This window comes from Pseudomonas lalkuanensis (genome assembly GCF_008807375.1).
GTDB classification, from domain to species: Bacteria; Pseudomonadota; Gammaproteobacteria; order Pseudomonadales; family Pseudomonadaceae; genus Metapseudomonas; species Metapseudomonas lalkuanensis.
In genome coordinates, this window is the sequence record NZ_CP043311.1 from 3,434,492 (window position 1) to 3,450,535 (window position 16,044).

15 protein-coding genes and 1 pseudogene are annotated in these 16,044 nt (G+C 65.6%); 11 read left to right on the top strand and 5 right to left on the bottom strand.

Annotated features, from left to right (window positions below):
* Positions 1-136 precede the first annotated feature (136 nt).
* Both ilvA and FXN65_RS16020 read right to left on the bottom strand, forming a co-directional pair.
* Positions 137-1,651 (bottom strand): threonine ammonia-lyase, biosynthetic, encoded by a 1,515-nt coding sequence (ilvA, locus tag FXN65_RS16015; protein WP_244620767.1) that lies wholly within the window; start codon positions 1,649-1,651, stop codon positions 137-139.
* A 297-nt stretch (positions 1,652-1,948) separates the two neighbouring features.
* On the bottom strand, positions 1,949-2,143 hold the full coding sequence (locus tag FXN65_RS16020; protein ID WP_151134132.1) for a hypothetical protein: 195 nt from the start codon (positions 2,141-2,143) through the stop codon (positions 1,949-1,951).
* A gap of 158 nt (positions 2,144-2,301) precedes the next feature.
* Here FXN65_RS16020 and mltA point away from each other — a divergent pair, with 158 nt between their 5' ends.
* The gene (gene mltA / locus FXN65_RS16025; RefSeq protein ID WP_151134134.1) at positions 2,302-3,483 is read left to right on the top strand and encodes a murein transglycosylase A; all 1,182 of its coding nucleotides are present in this window, start codon (positions 2,302-2,304) and stop codon (positions 3,481-3,483) included.
* A gap of 142 nt (positions 3,484-3,625) precedes the next feature.
* On the top strand, positions 3,626-4,600 hold the full coding sequence (locus tag FXN65_RS16030; RefSeq protein WP_151134136.1) for a sensor domain-containing diguanylate cyclase: 975 nt from the start codon (positions 3,626-3,628) through the stop codon (positions 4,598-4,600).
* 235 nt (positions 4,601-4,835) lie between these two features.
* On the opposite strand, the gene FXN65_RS27925 is transcribed toward FXN65_RS16030, so the two are convergent.
* Positions 4,836-4,973, bottom strand: a complete 138-nt coding sequence (locus FXN65_RS27925) for a hypothetical protein (protein WP_178119343.1) — start codon at positions 4,971-4,973, stop codon at positions 4,836-4,838.
* A gap of 234 nt (positions 4,974-5,207) precedes the next feature.
* On the opposite strand from FXN65_RS27925, the gene FXN65_RS16035 reads away from it, so the two are divergent.
* Together FXN65_RS16035 and FXN65_RS16040 are read left to right on the top strand one after the other, a co-directional pair.
* Positions 5,208-7,109, top strand: coding sequence for a potassium transporter Kup (locus tag FXN65_RS16035; RefSeq protein WP_151134137.1), 1,902 nt, complete (start codon positions 5,208-5,210; stop codon positions 7,107-7,109).
* 279 nt (positions 7,110-7,388) lie between these two features.
* Positions 7,389-9,869: a putative bifunctional diguanylate cyclase/phosphodiesterase gene (locus FXN65_RS16040; protein WP_151134139.1), complete on the top strand. Its 2,481-nt coding sequence runs from the start codon at positions 7,389-7,391 to the stop codon at positions 9,867-9,869.
* A 32-nt stretch (positions 9,870-9,901) separates the two neighbouring features.
* On the opposite strand, the gene FXN65_RS16045 is transcribed toward FXN65_RS16040, so the two are convergent.
* Entirely contained in the window at positions 9,902-10,408 is a 507-nt protein-coding gene (locus FXN65_RS16045) for a GNAT family N-acetyltransferase (protein WP_151134141.1), read from the bottom strand.
* 143 nt (positions 10,409-10,551) lie between these two features.
* On the opposite strand from FXN65_RS16045, the pseudogene FXN65_RS16050 reads away from it, so the two are divergent.
* The 3 genes and pseudogenes from FXN65_RS16050 to FXN65_RS16060 form a co-directional block, all read left to right on the top strand.
* Positions 10,552-10,701 (top strand): annotated as a pseudogene (locus tag FXN65_RS16050) (LysR family transcriptional regulator); the annotation flags it as partial.
* 89 nt (positions 10,702-10,790) lie between these two features.
* Positions 10,791-11,252, top strand: coding sequence for a methyltransferase family protein (locus FXN65_RS16055; protein ID WP_151134143.1), 462 nt, complete (start codon positions 10,791-10,793; stop codon positions 11,250-11,252).
* 216 nt (positions 11,253-11,468) lie between these two features.
* Entirely contained in the window at positions 11,469-12,140 is a 672-nt protein-coding gene (locus tag FXN65_RS16060; RefSeq protein WP_151134144.1) for a DUF3313 domain-containing protein, read from the top strand.
* A 90-nt stretch (positions 12,141-12,230) separates the two neighbouring features.
* Here the strand turns inward: FXN65_RS16060 and FXN65_RS16065 are convergent, their stop codons facing one another.
* Entirely contained in the window at positions 12,231-12,770 is a 540-nt protein-coding gene (locus tag FXN65_RS16065; RefSeq protein WP_151134146.1) for a cysteine hydrolase family protein, read from the bottom strand.
* A 146-nt stretch (positions 12,771-12,916) separates the two neighbouring features.
* Between FXN65_RS16065 and FXN65_RS16070 the strand changes: the two genes are divergently transcribed.
* The 4 genes from FXN65_RS16070 (at position 12,917) to puuE (ending at position 16,040) form a co-directional block, all read left to right on the top strand.
* Positions 12,917-13,714: an alpha/beta fold hydrolase gene (locus FXN65_RS16070; RefSeq protein ID WP_151134147.1), complete on the top strand. Its 798-nt coding sequence runs from the start codon at positions 12,917-12,919 to the stop codon at positions 13,712-13,714.
* Between the two features lie 56 nt (positions 13,715-13,770).
* A complete protein-coding gene (locus FXN65_RS16075) occupies positions 13,771-14,172 on the top strand; it encodes a hypothetical protein (RefSeq protein ID WP_151134149.1) in 402 nt (133 codons plus the stop codon).
* A gap of 78 nt (positions 14,173-14,250) precedes the next feature.
* The gene (locus FXN65_RS16080) at positions 14,251-15,117 is read left to right on the top strand and encodes a GNAT family N-acetyltransferase (protein WP_151134151.1); all 867 of its coding nucleotides are present in this window, start codon (positions 14,251-14,253) and stop codon (positions 15,115-15,117) included.
* Entirely contained in the window at positions 15,117-16,040 is a 924-nt protein-coding gene (gene puuE, locus FXN65_RS16085) for an allantoinase PuuE (RefSeq protein ID WP_151134153.1), read from the top strand. Before FXN65_RS16080 ends, puuE begins: the two co-directional genes overlap by 1 nt.
* Positions 16,041-16,044: the final 4 nt, after the last annotated feature.

Below are 16,044 nucleotides of genomic sequence, written 5' to 3' on the forward strand. Positions count from 1 at the left end.
CATGGTGGGATTTCACCTGTGGAAACGATTGCAATCGCGATGGGTTGTGCAGCGGAGCCTGGGAGGTGGGGCGGGCCTGCGGCCCGCTTTCGCGAATGAATTCGCTCCCACAATGTTCCCTCAACCTGGAGGAAGATCAGCCCAGGAACAGCTTGCAGGCCGGGTTGTCGCTCTCTTCCCGGTACGGATAACCGATCTCGTCCAGTGCCTCGAAGATCAGGTGGTTCTCATCCTCCGGCACTTGCAGCCCGGCCAGCACGCGACCATCGGCGGCGCCGTGGTTGCGGTAGTGGAACAAGGTGATGTTCCAGCGCCCGCCCAGTTTGTCGAGGAAGTTGAACAGCGCCCCCGGACGCTCGGGGAATTCGAAGCGGAACAGCCGCTCTTCGCCAATGTACGCAGCGCGCCCCCCCACCATGTGGCGGATATGCACCTTCGCCAGCTCGTTCTCGGTCAGGTCGAGCACCGGGAAGCCCTGTTCCTGCAGGCTCTCCACCAGCGCCGCGCGCGGGTCGGTGAGCGGATGGGTCTGCACGCCGACGAAGATGTGCGCTTCGTCCCCCGAGTTGTAGCGGTAGTTGAACTCGGTGATCTGCCGCCGTCCGAGGGCCTCGCAGAAGGCCTTGAAGGCACCTGGACGCTCCGGCAGGGTCACGGCGATGATCGCCTCGCGCTTCTCCCCCAGTTCAGCGCGCTCTGCCACGTGGCGCAGGCGGTCGAAGTTGATGTTGGCGCCGGAATCGATGGCCACCAGGGTCTGGCCACCGACGCCATCACGCTCGACGTACTTCTTGATCCCGGCCACGGCCAGCGCGCCTGCAGGCTCGGTGATGGAGCGGGTGTCGTCGTAGATGTCCTTGATCGCCGCGCAGATTTCGTCGGCGCTCACCGTCAGCACTTCATCGACGAAATGCCGGCAGACCTCGAAGTTGTGCGCGCCGATCTGCGCCACCGCCACGCCATCGGCGAACAGCCCGACCTGCCCCAGCACCACGCGCTCTCCAGCGGCCATCGCAGCCTGCAGGCAGTTCGAGTCGTCCGGCTCGACGCCGATCACCTTCACGTCCGGACGCAGGTATTTCACATAGGCGGCGATCCCCGCGATCAGGCTGCCGCCGCCCACGGGCACGAAGATGGCGTCCAGGCGGCCGGCGTGCTGGCGGAGGATTTCCATCGCCACGGTGCCCTGCCCGGCGATCACATCCGGGTCGTCATAGGGCGGCACGAAGGTCAGCCCCTGCGCCGCTGCCAGCTTCAGGGCGTGGGCCAGGGCGTCGGGGAAGGCATCGCCATGCAGCACCACCTTGCCGCCACGGGAACGCACGCCGTGAACCTTCAGCTCCGGGGTGGTGCGCGGCATCACGATGGTCGCTTCAATGCCCAGCTCCCGCGCCGCCAGCGCCAGACCCTGAGCGTGGTTGCCGGCCGAAGCGGCAATCACGCCCCGCGCACGTTCTTCCGCGCTCAGTTGCACCACGCGGTTGTAGGCGCCACGGATCTTGAAGGAGTAGACCGGCTGCAGGTCCTCGCGCTTGAGCAGCACCTGGTTGCCCAGGCGTTCGCTGAGCTGACGCGCCGGCTGCAGGGGAGTCTCGATGGCCACGTCGTACACCGGCGCCGCGAGGATCTTGCGCACGTAGTGCTTGAGCAGCGCCTCGCGCTCATCCAGCGGGCGCTCGGTGAGGTGTCCGGTTTGGGAAGTGAAGGTGGTCATGCTGGGCTCCTGGTCTTGATTTCGGCACCCAGGAGACAGAAGGAAGAAACCCGCCTCGAGGGCGGGTTTCTGTTTGGTCGTCGGCTAACCCGCCACTGCTGGAATGGCGGTAATAATCGCGGGGCCGGACAACCAAGGGGAATTAGTCATGGCGGCCAATCTAGAGGGCCTTTGGCCTTCAGGTCAAGCAGCAATTTCATTCAGCGCAAGTGGAAGAGTCGCGCTGGACAACGCTCAAACGACGTGATCGCGAACCACGCGCAGCTCGGCGGCATCCTGGTTCATGCGCTGGATCACGTTGAACAGCTGCTCCTTCAGCACGGCGTCGCCGATCCGGTCGGCCGCGCGCATCACCGCCAGGGCGGCAGCCTCGTTGTTCATGGCCACGGCGTCCAGGGTCTTGCGGAAATTTCTAATGTTACGAGTCACACCAAAGGCCTCTGTCAAAGCTGGGAGCACCTTATTGAATGAATATTTCCTTTTGATTTCAGTGGCTTGGATCAATGAAACCGTCGGGCCAATTTGACCTTGCGCACACCATTCACCAAGCTAGCGGCTTCGATTCACCCCATCAGGAACCGCAAGACGTGATTGCCCCCCTCTTCCGCCGGGGCCGGCTGGCGCTGTGCGTCGCCGCCCTGCTCTCCCTGCTCGCCGGTTGCGACAAGGAGCCCGCCAAGCCCGAGCCGCCCAAGGTCGATACCTACACCCGGGCGAGCTGGGAAGAACTCCCCGCCAGCAGCGACGCCGATGTGATCGCCGGCTTCACAGCCTGGCGCTCCGCCTGCGCACGCCTGGCCAAGGACCCGATCTGGTCCGCCACCTGCACCAGCGCGGCCCAGGTGCAGGAAGACCCGGCCGCCGTTCGCGCCTGGCTCAAGGAGCAACTCGAGGTCTACAGCCTGCGCAATGCACGCAACAGTCCCCAGGGCCTGATCACCGGTTACTACGAGCCGGTGTACGCCGGCAGCCTGGAGCGCAGCGAGCAGACGCCGGTGCCGGTCTACGGCGTGCCCGAAGACATGATCGTGGTCGCCCTGGACAGTCTCTACCCGGAACTCAAGGGCAAGCGCCTGCGCGGACGCCTGGAAGGCCGCGTGCTCAAGCCCTATGACGACGCCGCCACCATTCGCGCCCAGGGCGTCAAGGCGCCGGTGCTGGCCTGGCTCACCAACCCGATGGACCTGCAGTTCCTGCAGATCCAGGGTTCCGGCCGCATCCAGCTGGAAAGCGGCCGCCAGCTGCGCATCGGTTACGCCGACCAGAATGGCCACCCGTATCGGCCGGTAGGCCGCTGGCTGGTGGAACAGGGCCAGCTCAAACAGGAAGAAGTCAGCATGGGCAAGATCCGCGACTGGGCCAGCGCCAACCCGCAGCGGGTGCCGGAACTGCTGGCGAGCAACCCGAGCTTCGTCTTCTTCGGCCTCAATCCGGACAGCAACGAGGGTCCGCGAGGCTCCCTCAACGTGCCGCTCACCGCCGGCTACAGCGTGGCCATCGACCGCAAGGTGATCCCGCTGGGCAGCCTGCTCTGGCTCTCCACCACCCGCCCCGACGGCAGCCCGGTGATCCGCCCGGTCGCGGCCCAGGACACCGGCGGCGCCATCGCCGGCGAAGTGCGCGCCGACCTGTTCTGGGGCACCGGCGCGGAGGCCGGCGAGCTGGCCGGCAACATGAAGCAGCAGGGCCAGATCTGGCTGCTCTGGCCCAAGGGCATCCCGTTGCCCGCCGTAGCCGCGCCAACCCAAGGCCCGGGCAGCAAGTCCTGAGTCCGGGCCCCCTCTTGCCGCAACGGTCGACGCGAGCCATCGCCTGGCTCGCGAAGCCACTGCCTGAAACCCGCTCCGATTAGGTATAAGGAGGCTTCGCGCAACGGACGGCGCCAACCGATTCGGCCAGTACGGGGGCACCATGAACGACGACGCAGAAACCACCCAGGAGGTCTACAAGGCCCTGCTGGAATCCACCCGGGCGATCCCATGGAAGATCGACTGGAAGACCATGACCTTCGCCTACATCGGCCCGCAGATCGAAGAATTGCTGGGCTGGAGCCAGTCCAGCTGGGTAAGCGTCAATGACTGGGCCGAACGCATGCACCCGGACGACCGCGACGCGGTCGTCGCTTTCTGCGTCTCCCAGTCCCAGGCCGGCACCGACCACGAGGCGGACTACCGGGCCCTGACCACCACAGGCGACTACGTGTGGATCCGCGATGTGGTGCATGTGATGCGCACCCCCGATGGCGAAGTGGAAGCGCTGATCGGCTTCATGTTCGACATCAGCGAGCGGAAGAAGGCCGAGCAGCAGCTGATCGACCTGCAGAAGCAGCTGGAGGAGTACTCCTACAAGGATGGCCTGACCGGTGTGGCCAACCGGCGCATGTTCGATTCCATGCTGGAGGTCGAATGGGCCAATGCCCAGCGCACTGGTGAGCCGCTGTCGTTGATCCTCCTGGATATCGACTATTTCAAGCAGTACAACGACCACTACGGCCACATCCAGGGCGACGACTGCCTGAAGAGCGTGGGTCGCGCGTTAATCGATGCCGCCATCCGTCCCCGCGACTTCGTCGCCCGCTTCGGCGGCGAAGAGTTCGTGCTGATTCTCCCGGCCACCGATGAGGCCGCCGCCTGCCAGGTCGCCGAGCGCTGCCGCAAGCTGATCCGCGAGCAATGCATACCCCACGAAAAGTCCGGCGTCGCCTCGCTGCTCACCATCAGCCTGGGCGTCGGCACTGTGGCACCCCGGCACGAGGACCGGCCCCTGCCCTTCATCCAGGCTGTCGACCGGCTGCTCTACCGCGCCAAGCAACAAGGCCGCAACCGCCTGGAGTCGGCGCGCTTCGACAGCACCCGCATGGTGGAAGAACAAGGCGAAAGTCGCTGATCGATCAGCCCGCTGGGCATCCCGGCTGGACCGGCGCCTTCGATATCCAGGTGCCGCGTTCGGCCTGTACGGTCGAATATCCAGTCCTAGTGGCACACCGCCAGATGCAAAAAGGATGCATTTTAATGACGCTCGAAGTTATTCGAGCTTGACCGTCACGGCATGAAGTGCCGGATTGCGCCTTGGCACCGTGGCGGTCCCTTTTGCGCTCGATTCGCAAGCGGCGGGGCGCAACTCAGTGGAAATGTGGCCAGTGCCAGTGGTGATGCTCGAACCAGTCCCTGATGAACAGGCGATTGGTCCAGAACACCATGCCGATGCAGACGAGGAACAGGCACGCCATCACGGTCAGCCCGATTGCGTTGACACTCATCGCAGACCTCCGCACTTGTCGACCGGGTACATCATTCAGCTTACAAGGCGTCCGGCTACCTGGGAGCGGCGGGCGCCAGCCGGTCGGGTCCCTCACTTTTTACGCATTCTTTACGCCGGCTGTCCCGGCCAGAACGGATACTTGGCGCCCTTCCGTGGCAGCACCTCGTATTACCCGCCGAATGCCGTGTCTCCAACACCATCCGCACCGCGCCCCATCCCCCGGAGAGATTCGATGAGTTCCTGCACCCTGGAGCCGCAGGCCCATTCTCGCGCCCATTCGTCCTCGTTCGGCCTGCTCGTGGCGGCAGCCGGCGTGGTCTACGGCGATATCGGCACCAGCCCGCTGTACACCCTCAAGGAAGTCTTTGCCGGCCACTACGGCGTGCAGGTCAACTCCGAGGGCGTACTCGGCATCCTCTCGCTGGTGCTCTGGTCCCTGCTCTGGGTGGTCTCGCTCAAGTACGTGCTGTTCATGCTGCGCGCCGACAACGAAGGCGAAGGCGGCGTCATGGCCCTCACCGCGTTGGCGCGCCGTGCCACCGCCGCCTACCCGAGGCTGAGCGGACTGCTGGTGTTGCTCGGCCTGTTCGGCACGGCGTTGTTCTACGGTGACAGCATGATCACCCCGGCCATTTCCGTGCTCTCGGCGGTGGAAGGCCTGGACGTCGCCCTGCCCGGCCTCGGCCACTGGGTCGTGCCGGTTACCGTGGTGCTGCTGATCGGCCTGTTCCTGATCCAGAAGCACGGCACGGCACGTATCGGCATTCTCTTCGGCCCGGTGATGGTGGCCTGGTTCGTGGTGCTGGGCATCCTCGGCATCCACGGCATCGCCCAGCGCCCGGAAGTGCTCCAGGCGGTGAATCCCTGGTGGGCGTTCAACTTCTTCCTGGCCCATCCCGGCATCGGCGTCACCATCCTCGGCGCCGTGGTACTGGCGCTGACCGGTGCCGAAGCGCTCTACGCCGACATGGGCCACTTCGGCCGCAAACCCATCGCCCGCGCCTGGTTCAGCCTGGTACTCCCCGGCCTGGTACTGAACTACTTCGGCCAGGGTGCGCTGCTGCTGTCCAACCCGGCGGCCGCGCGCAACCCCTTCTACCTGCTGGCGCCGGAATGGGCGTTGATTCCCATGATCGGCCTGGCCACGCTGGCCACCATCATCGCCTCCCAGGCGGTGATCTCCGGGGCGTTCTCCCTGAGCCAGCAGGCCATCCAGCTCGGCTATATCCCGCGCATGCAGATCCAGCACACCTCCAGCGCCGCCCAGGGCCAGATCTACGTCGGCGTGGTGAACTGGGCGCTGATGACCTGCGTGGTGCTGCTGGTGATCGGTTTCGGCTCCTCAAGCGCCCTGGCTGCCGCCTACGGCGTGGCGGTGACCACCACCATGCTGATCGACACCCTGCTGGTCTCGGCGGTGATGCTGCTGCTCTGGCGTATTCCGCGCTGGCTGGCCGTGCCGCTGCTGCTCGGGTTCTTCTTCGTGGACTCGCTGTTCTTCAGCGCCAACGTGCCGAAGATCTTCCAGGGCGGTGCCTTCCCGGTGATCGCCGGGGTGATCCTGTTCGTGCTGATGACCACCTGGAAGAGCGGCAAGCGCATCCTCATCGATCGCCTGGACGAAACCGCCCTGCCGCTGCGCGGCTTCGTCGACAGCATCTGCCTGCAACCGCCCCACCGCGTCGAGGGTACCGCCATCTTCCTCAGCGCGAGTCCCGATGCCGTCCCCCACGCGCTGCTGCACAACCTGCTGCACAACCAGGTGCTGCACCAGCAGGTGGTGCTGCTGACGGTGGTGACCCGCGACACGCCGCGTATCGATGACCACCAGCGTTTCGAAGTCACCCGCTACGACGGCGGCTTCTATCGCGTCCTGCTGCACTTCGGCTTCATGGAAGAGCCCAACGTACCGGAAGCCCTGCAGGGCTGCCGCGTCGAGGGGCTGGATTTCACCCCCATGCGCACGACCTACTTCCTCAGCCGCGAAACGGTGATTCCAACCCGTGGCCTGGGCATGTCGCTCTGGCGCGAAGGGCTGTTCGCCTTCCTTCACAAGAACGCCAACAGCAGCATGCGCTACTTCCAGCTGCCGGTTAACCGCGTGATCGAGCTGGGCACGCAGGTCGAGATCTGACACCAGGCCGCCCGGACGCCACGACTGTCCGTCGCCATCCGGGCACCAGCAGTCGGCCGCCGGATTAATGGCAAATCCATGGCTATGCTTTGATTGTCATGGAAGCCGACCGGTGCCGGAGTCCAGTGCTCACTCCGGCGCTCCCCTCCCCAAGGCAGCTGGACCGTGCGGTGGCGACACCAGCACCCTGCACGGCTTCAATCAGGCGAAGTCGCAAGTCCGGTTATCGAGCGACGCTATCCAATTCCATTCAAAGGGACGTTGCCTGGAGATCGTGAAATGGACTCTTTCGAAGGTGAAAGCGCCGCGAATCTAGCCATCTCCGCCCAATCGAACACCCCGCGTACGACCCGCTGGCATCGCATGTACTTCTTCCTCGCCGGCTTCGACGTACTGGTCGTCGTGCTGAGCGTGCTGCTGAACCACCTGATCGTCGACACCTATCACCGCTCCATCAAGGCCAACCAGTCCTGGGTCCAGCAGCTGTCCTCCTACTCGACCCTGGGCAGCCTGGCATCGGACGTCAACGCCCCCGGCAACAACGTGTTCGATACCCATGACGTCGAGTCCGAATCCCGGAACATGACCGCCGCGCTGCACACCTTCGACCATCACCTGGCGATGGCCAAGCAGCAGCTGGAGGCCCGGATCGCCAACCAGGCCGAACACAGTGCCGATATCCAGGCCTACACCATCGCGCTGAAGGACGAAGTCGCCGAAGTGGACGCCGCGATGGTGGAGATGGTGAAGGAGGCCTCGCTGATCTTCTCGTTCTTCCGCCAAGGCAAATCGGACGACGCCGGCAAACGCATGGCAACCATGGACAGGAAGTACGCCATGCTGCTCGCCTCGCTGGCCACGGTGCGCGAGCGTGTCGGCCAGATCCAGAGCCGGCTGTTGGAAGAGGAACTGGAGTCGGTGGAGGAGCTCCGCCGGATCGAGTACGCGATCATGGTGTTCGTGCTGATGATGGTCAGCGCCGCGGTGTTCTATGGCCGGCGGATCAAGCGGGAAATGGAGGCCCACGCCGCCGAACGCGATGGCTACCTCGCCGTCCTTCGCGCCAGCGAGCGGCAGTTCCGCCAGCAGGCATCGCTGCTGGACAAGGCCCAGGACGCCATCGTCGTCCACGACATGGAGAACCGCATCCTCTACTGGAACAAGAGCGCCGAGCGCCTCTACGGAGTGACCCGCGAGGAAGCACTGGGCCAGTCGGCCGCCGAACTGATCTACCAGGACCACGCCGCCATCGATGCGGCCAACCGGAGCCTGGCCGAGACGGGCGACTGGTCGGGCGAAGTCACCTTGCGGCGCCGGGATGGCAGCACCATCACCTTCGAAAGCCACCGCACCCTGGTGCGCGACGAGAACGCCGAGCCGCAGTCGGTGCTGTCGATCAATACCGACATCAGCCATCGCAAGGCAGCCGAACAGGAGGTCAATCGCCTGGCCTTCTACGACCAGCTCACGGGCCTGGCCAACCGCCGCCTCATGCTGGACCGCCTGCAGCATGTGCTGGCCGGCGGCATGCGCAACCCGCATACGAGCGCGGTGATCCTGATCGACCTGGACAACTTCAAGGCGCTCAACGACACGCTGGGCCATGACCGTGGCGACCTGCTGCTGCAACAGGTTGCCCAGCGCCTCTCCGCCTGCATTCGCGAGAGCGACACCGTGGCGCGCCTGGGCGGCGACGAGTTCGTGGTGCTGCTGGAGGGGCTCAGCGAGAACCCGCCGGACGCCGCCATCCAGGCCAAGGCCATCGGCGAGAAGATCCTGAGCTCGCTGAACATCTCCTATCACCTGGACGGCTACGAGCACCACAGCACGCCCAGCCTCGGCATCGCCCTGTTCCAGGGACAGCTGAACACGGTGGACGACATCATGAAGCGCGCCGACCTGGCGATGTATCGCGCCAAGGCGGCGGGCCGCAACACCATGCGTTTCTTCGACCCGGAAATGCAGGCGGTCGCCACCGCACGGGCGCGGCTCGAAGCAGACCTGCGCCAGGGTCTGCAGGACAAGGACCTGCTGCTGCATTTCCAGCCGCAGGTGAACAGCGCCGGGCGCATCATCGGCGCGGAGGCGCTCATGCGCTGGCAGCACCCTGAGCGCGGCATCGTGTTCCCCGCCGAATTCGTTCCCCTGGCCGAGGAAACCGGCCTGATCCTGCCGCTGGGCCGCTGGGCGCTCCAGGCCGCCTGCGCCCAGCTGGTGGCCTGGGCCAGGCACCCGGATACCGCCCGGCTGGTCATGGCGGTGAACGTCAGCGCGCGCCAGTTCCACCATCCCGACTTCGTGGAAGAGGTGCTGACCGTGCTGAGGTACACCGGCGCCGACCCGAAGAAGCTCAAGCTGGAGCTGACCGAGGGCATGCTGGTAGAAGACATGGAAGGCACGGTCGCCAAGATGGTCGAGCTGAAGGAAATCGGCATCGGCCTGTCGCTGGACGACTTCGGCACCGGCTACTCATCGCTCTCCTACCTGAAGAGCCTGCCGCTGGACCAGCTGAAGATCGACCAGTCGTTCATCCGCGATGTCCTGATCGATCCCAACGACGCCGCGATCGCCTGCGCGATCGTCAGCCTGAGTCATATCCTCGGCCTGTCGGTGATGGCCGAAGGCGTGGAAACCGAAGCCCAGCGCAGTTTCCTCGTCAGCCACGGCTGCCAGGCGTTCCAGGGGTACCTGTTCTCCCGCCCGCTGGCGCCCGAGCAGTTCAGGCAGTACGTGCACGAACGGGTGATGGCCGAAAACTAGCGCGCGCCGGCCGCCTTCCGCTCGTGGCGGACCTACTCCGTCGCGTCGAACGCCTTGTGGTAGCTCACGCTGCCAGTCGGGAATTCGCCGCCGAAAGAGAGCGCCTGGAAGTATTCGGGCGGAACCCCCGGCAGCTCCAGACCAGGCCGCACGTCGAAACCGAATCGCTGGTAGTAGCCGGGGTCACCCAGCAACACGCAACCGGCTCCGCCCAGGCGCTGCAGCTCCGCAAGCGCCGCCCGCATCAAGGCCGAACCGATGCCCTGGCCATGGCGTTCGGGCCATACGGAGATCGGCCCGAGGCCGTACCAGCCCATCGCACCGGAGGACAGGGTCACCGGCGAAATCGCGACGTGGCCGACAATGGCATCGCCTTCTTCCGCCACCAGGGAAATCGTCAGGCCCCCGGAACGCCGCAGCGCGTTGACGATGAACTGCTCGGTGTGGCTCGAGTGCCCTTCGCTCCGGAAGGCGGCTTCGGTGAGTCGGGAAATGGTCTCGATATCGTCGACGCGTTCATTGCGAACACTGATGTTCATGCAGATCTTCTCGCTGGTGTCCGGGACGACTGCGCCCCACGGCGCCCAAAGGCTTGGGCCTGAGGGCGCCCACCTTCCAGCAAAAAGGCGCGGCTTACAAGGCCTGGCGCAAGGTGTCGACCCGGCGCGCGCAGCGTCGCAGCTCCTGCGTCGAGCCCGTCGGCCTGGTTGCCCTGCCCCACCCGGTCCAGCTGCCGGCGATCGACATCAATCTGTTCTGGCACGCCAAGTACCATCGGGACCCCGCCAACCGCCGGCTCAGGCAGTTGATGTTCGAGTCCTTCGCGGATTGACGCGCAATGGCGCGGCGGCCAACCGCTGCTAAAGTCCCGGGATGGCGCCACCCGGCCCAAGCGAGCAGAGACGGAAAAGGAGTCGACCCATGAACTGGCTGGAACACCGCATACCGCCGCCCCTGGTTGCCATCCTGTTCGGCGTCCTGATGTGGCTGCTTGCGCGCTGGGTGCCCGGCATCGATGTGACCGCCGGCTGGCGCCTCACCTTTGCGTCGCTGGTGCTGGCAGCGGGAATTGCGGTCTGCCTGAGCGGCGTCCTGTCGTTCCGCCACGCCGGAACCACGGTCAACCCGTTGCAGCCGGAAACCGCATCCTCCCTGGTCAGTTCCGGCATCTACCGCCACACCCGCAACCCCATGTACCTCGGCTTCGCCATCGCCCTGGTCGCCTGGTCGATCTACCTCGCATCCCCCATCGCGTTGCTGGGCGTGGCCGGTTTCGTGCTCTACATGAACCGCTTCCAGATCGGCCCCGAAGAGCGGGCGCTGGCGACCCTGTTCGGGGACGCCTTCAGCACCTACCGGGGCCGCGTGCGCAGGTGGCTCTAGCTACCCAGGGGCCTCATGGCCGAGAGCAGCCCGGTGCGTGGCGTGGAGAGGGTCAGCGGCAGGCCCCCTTTCCTTTGTGCAACTCACTGGCATCCGCCTTGCGACCAACTACGCTTCTGCTGTCGTCGCCCTCCGGCCGGAATAGGGCGAGACAGACAGCAGTCGGCACTACCCCGGACGTTCCCCCATACAAGCCATTACTGGTAAGGCGAAATCATGCGACTCAACCCTCTCGTCGTATCGTTCAGCGCAATCCTGACCCTTGGCGGCTGCTCCAGCACCATGGTCGAACCCAGCCACTATTCGGGATTCCTTCCGAACTACAGCGTCCTCCAGGAACAGGAGACCGTCAGCGGCGCCAAGGTGGCGCGCTGGGTCGAACCATCCCTGGACCTGTCGCGTTACAACAGCCTGTATATCGAGCCCAGCCAGTTCCACCCCAAACCCCACCCGAGCCAGCAGATCTCCCAGGCAACCCTTGATGAGATCACCCGCTACTACGACACCGCGCTTCGCCGTGAGATGGGCTCGGTGGTCAGGATCACCGACTCCCCGGCGGCAGACAGCCTGGTCCTGCGTCCGGCGATTACCGCCGTGTCCACCTCGACCGAAGGCCTCAAGCCCTACGAAGTGATTCCCATCGCCCTGGTCGTCGCCGCCACCACCACGGCAATTGGCACGCGGGACCAGGAGGTACAGATCGCCACCGAAGCCATGGTGCTCGACGGCGGTACCTCCAAGGTTGTGGCAGAGGTGGTGCGCAAGGGCACCGGTACCAGCCTGGAGAACAAGGAAACCGCGCTGACCGTCCAGAACATCAAGCCGGTGATCGACGGCTGGGCGAAGGACATGCGGCTCAGCTACGAGCAGATCAGGAACAAGCCCTGACCCCTCCCCGCCTTCACCACGGCTGCCCTCCACCGGAGGGCAGTGACCATCCCTCAGATACCACCCTGTCCATCCCTGACGGGTACGCCTTCAGCCCTGAATGCTGACTGACGCCGCCGGAATCACCTGCGCCCGCACGCCGAAACTGGACATGCTGCCGAGCACCGCATTGTGGTGGGCGATGATCTGCGGCGCGGAGATAGCGGCGTTGTCCAGCGTCGAGTGCGCGTCCTCCGGCAGCACCACCTGGTAACCCAACGCCAGCGCGCGGCGCACCGTGGTATCCACGCAGTAGTCGGTCTGCAGGCCGCAGACAATCAGGCGCTGGATGTCGCGCGAATGCAGCACATCCTGCAGGTTAGTGCGGTGGAAGGAGTCCGGCGTGGTCTTGCGCACCCGGATGTCGCTCTCGGCAACGGCCAGGTTCTCCGCCAGTTGCCAGCTCTCGGTGTCGTACTCGAACTCGCCGCTGGGCTCTTCATGCTGGACCAGCACGACGGGAACGCAGGCAGCCCGTGCCCTGGCGCTGAGGCCGTTGATGGTGGCGATCACCCGGTCGATCTCGAATGCAGCGTACTGGCCAACACAGAGGGCGCGCTGGACGTCGATGATCAGGAGTGCGGTATTCATGGCGAGTCATCCCTGGGGAGGAAAAGCAGGGAGATTAAGACGGCTCACCCGCCGACACCAGCCACGTTGGGGGCGCGCACCCTGCCCCGTTACGAACGCGGCATTTTCTGGCAGCCTTGAAAGCATTCCCCAACCTGGAGCACCCCGTGCCTAGCCCCAGCCACCACACTCAGGACCTGCGGATCGACAGCCTCCATGGCCGGCTGTTCGTCCGCATCTGGAGCCCTGCCCACCTCAGCCCATCGTTCGAGGAGGCGCCTATCATCCTCTTTCATGACTCCCTGGGTTGCGTGGAGCTGTGGCGCGAGTTTCCCGCCAAGCTGGCTGCCATCACCGGCAAGACGGTGGTCGCCTATGACCGCCTCGGCTTCGGCCGCTCGGATGCGCACCCCGGCGAACTGTCGGTGAGCTTCGTTGGCGATGAGGCCGAGTACGATTTCGCCACTGTGAAAGACCGTCTGGGCATTGACCAATTCATCGCCTTTGGCCACAGCGTCGGCGGCGGCATGGCCACCCACAGCGCGGCACGCCACCGCGAGCACTGCCTGGCGCTGATCACCGAATCGGCCCAGGCCTTCGTCGAAGACCGCACGCTGCAGGGCATCCGTGAAGCCAAGCAGGGCTTCCAGCAGGACGGCCAGTTGGACCGGCTCGCCAGGTACCACGGCGACAAAGCCCAATGGGTACTCGACGCCTGGACCGAAACCTGGCTCTCCCCCGAATTCGCCGACTGGAGCCTGGAAACTGGCCTCGAACGGCTGGACTGTCCCGTGCTGGCCATCCACGGCGACCAGGATGAGTTCGGCTCCGAACTTCACCCGCAGCAGATCGCGCGGCTGACCGATGGCCCGTCGCAGGTGCTGCTGATCGAAGCCTGCGGCCATGTTCCCCATAAGGAACAGCCGGACGTGGTGCTTCAGGCGGTGGCGGAATTGCTGCGATGATTCCCCATCGGAGCGTCGTTGGCATCCCGGCAATCGGCTGTCTATGATCGGACGCCATGACGCCCTCACTCCCCACCCGCCAACCCTGCCCGCCCGGCGCCTGCATCTGCGGGCGTGACGAGCTGCTGGAAAAGCCCGGCGCTGACGTACGCATCCTCTTGCTGACCCGGCAGGAGGAGAAGCGCCTGCTGGAGCGGTTGGAGAACATCCACAGCCTTGCTGACCTGGAACACATGCAACGGCGCATGTTCGAGCAGCTCGGATTGCGATTGCATATCGCCCCCGGTTTCAACGAGGTGCGCAGCATGCGTGGCATCGAGATCGAGATCGACGAATTGCCGGGCCTTTGCCGCAAGACCCGCCAGTCGATCCCGGCCGCCATCCGCCGTGGCCTGGAGCATCACCCGGAAATCGCCTGGCGGCTCCTGGACTCCCACGACCTCCTGCGCGACGCCTGACCCCGCCCGACGGCCTGGCCGCCCTCCCTGGTTGGCGCTATACCGAAAGCGTCCGCCCTGGCCCAGGAGTGCCCCGTCATGTCCATCCCGCTGGTGATCCGCAACATGCTGCGCCCCGAGCTGGACGAACTGGTCCGCTGGGCCGCGCGCGAGGGCTGGAACCCCGGCCTGCACGACGCTGGCCTGTTCTGGGCCACCGATCCCGAGGCATACATCGCGGCGGACCTGGACGGCCAGTTGATCGGCGGCGGCGCCATTACCTCCTACGGCGGCGAGTTCGGCTTCATGGGCTTTTTCATCATCCGCCCGGAATTCCGCGGCCGGGGACTCGGCGATATCCTCTGGCACGCTCGCCGCGATCGCCTGCTGACGCGTCTGCGGCCGGGCGCCAGCATCGGCATGGACGGCGTGTTCGCCATGCAGGATTACTACGCCAAGGGCGGCTTCGTCTTTTCCCACCGCAACCTGCGCTTCCAGGTGGACATCGCCGAACCGCCGGAATGGACCTCCGGCGAAGAGATCATCCCACTCGCCGAATTCGCCTTCGACGAGGTTCAGGCTTACGACCGCACCTGCTTCCCCGCGCCGCGCCCGCACTTCCTCCAGGGCTGGATCAACCAGCCCGATGCCCTGGCCCTGGGCTGCCGGCGCAATGGCCGGCTTGCCGGATTCGGCGTCGCCAGGCGCTGCCTCCAGGGCTGCAAGATCGGTCCGCTGTTCGCCGATGATGCCGAGGTGGCCGAAGCCCTCTATGCGGACCTGGCCGGTTTCGCCACGGGTGGACCGCTGTACCTCGATGCCCCGGAGAACAACCCCGAAGCCATGGCCCTGGTGCAGCGTCACGGCATGACCGAAGTCTTCGGCTGCGCCCGGATGTACCTCGGTCCCTTCCCCGCCGTCGCCCAGGAGCGGGTCTTCGGCGTCACCACCTTCGAGCTGGGCTGATGGCCGAGCGCGACCTCGCCGGTTACGGCGGCAAGCCACCCCACCCACGCTGGCCCGGCGATGCACGGGTGGCGCTGCAGTTCGTGCTGAACGTCGAGGAAGGCGCGGAATCCTGCGTGCTCAATGGCGACCCCCAATCGGAGGCCTACCTGCACGAACTGCCGGGACGGCCGGCACGCGTCGGCGAACGCGACCTGAGCGTGGAAGGCCTGTACGAATACGGGTCGCGCGCGGGCATCTGGCGCATTCTCGATCTCTTCGCCGAACGCGGCCTGCCGCTGACCGCCTTCGCGGTTGGGCGTGCCCTGGAACTGGTCCCGCAGATCGGCCATGCCCTGCGTGCCGGCGGCCATGAGGTGGCCGGCCACGGCTATCGCTGGCTGGACTACCGGGAAATTCCCGAAGACGAGGAGCGGCGCCACATCCGCCTGACCATCGAGGTGATCGAGCGCATCTGCGGCCGTCGCCCGCTAGGCTGGTACACCGGCCGGGTCAGCGCCAACACCCGCCGGTTGTTACGCGAGGAAGGCGGCTTCCTCTACAGCTCCGATGCCTACAACGACGACCTGCCCTACTGGCTGCCCGGCGCGCCGCCGCACCTGGTGATTCCCTACACGCTGGTCAACAACGACGCCCGCTACCTGATGCCCCACGGCTTCGCGTCGGGGCAGGACTTCTTCCAGCAACTCAAGGATGCCTTCGACTGCCTCTGGCTGGAGGGCGCGCGGCAGCCAAAGATGATGAGCGTAGGCCTGCACGGCAGGATCAGCGGCCACCCCGCCCGCGCCATGGCCCTGGCGCGGTTCCTCGACCATGTGCAGCGGCATGCGGGGGTGTGGGTCTGTCGGCGGGAAGAGATCGCCCGACACTGGATGGCCGAGCACGCATACGAGGCGGGCCGCCCGGGGGGCAGCCCGCCGTAGGGCG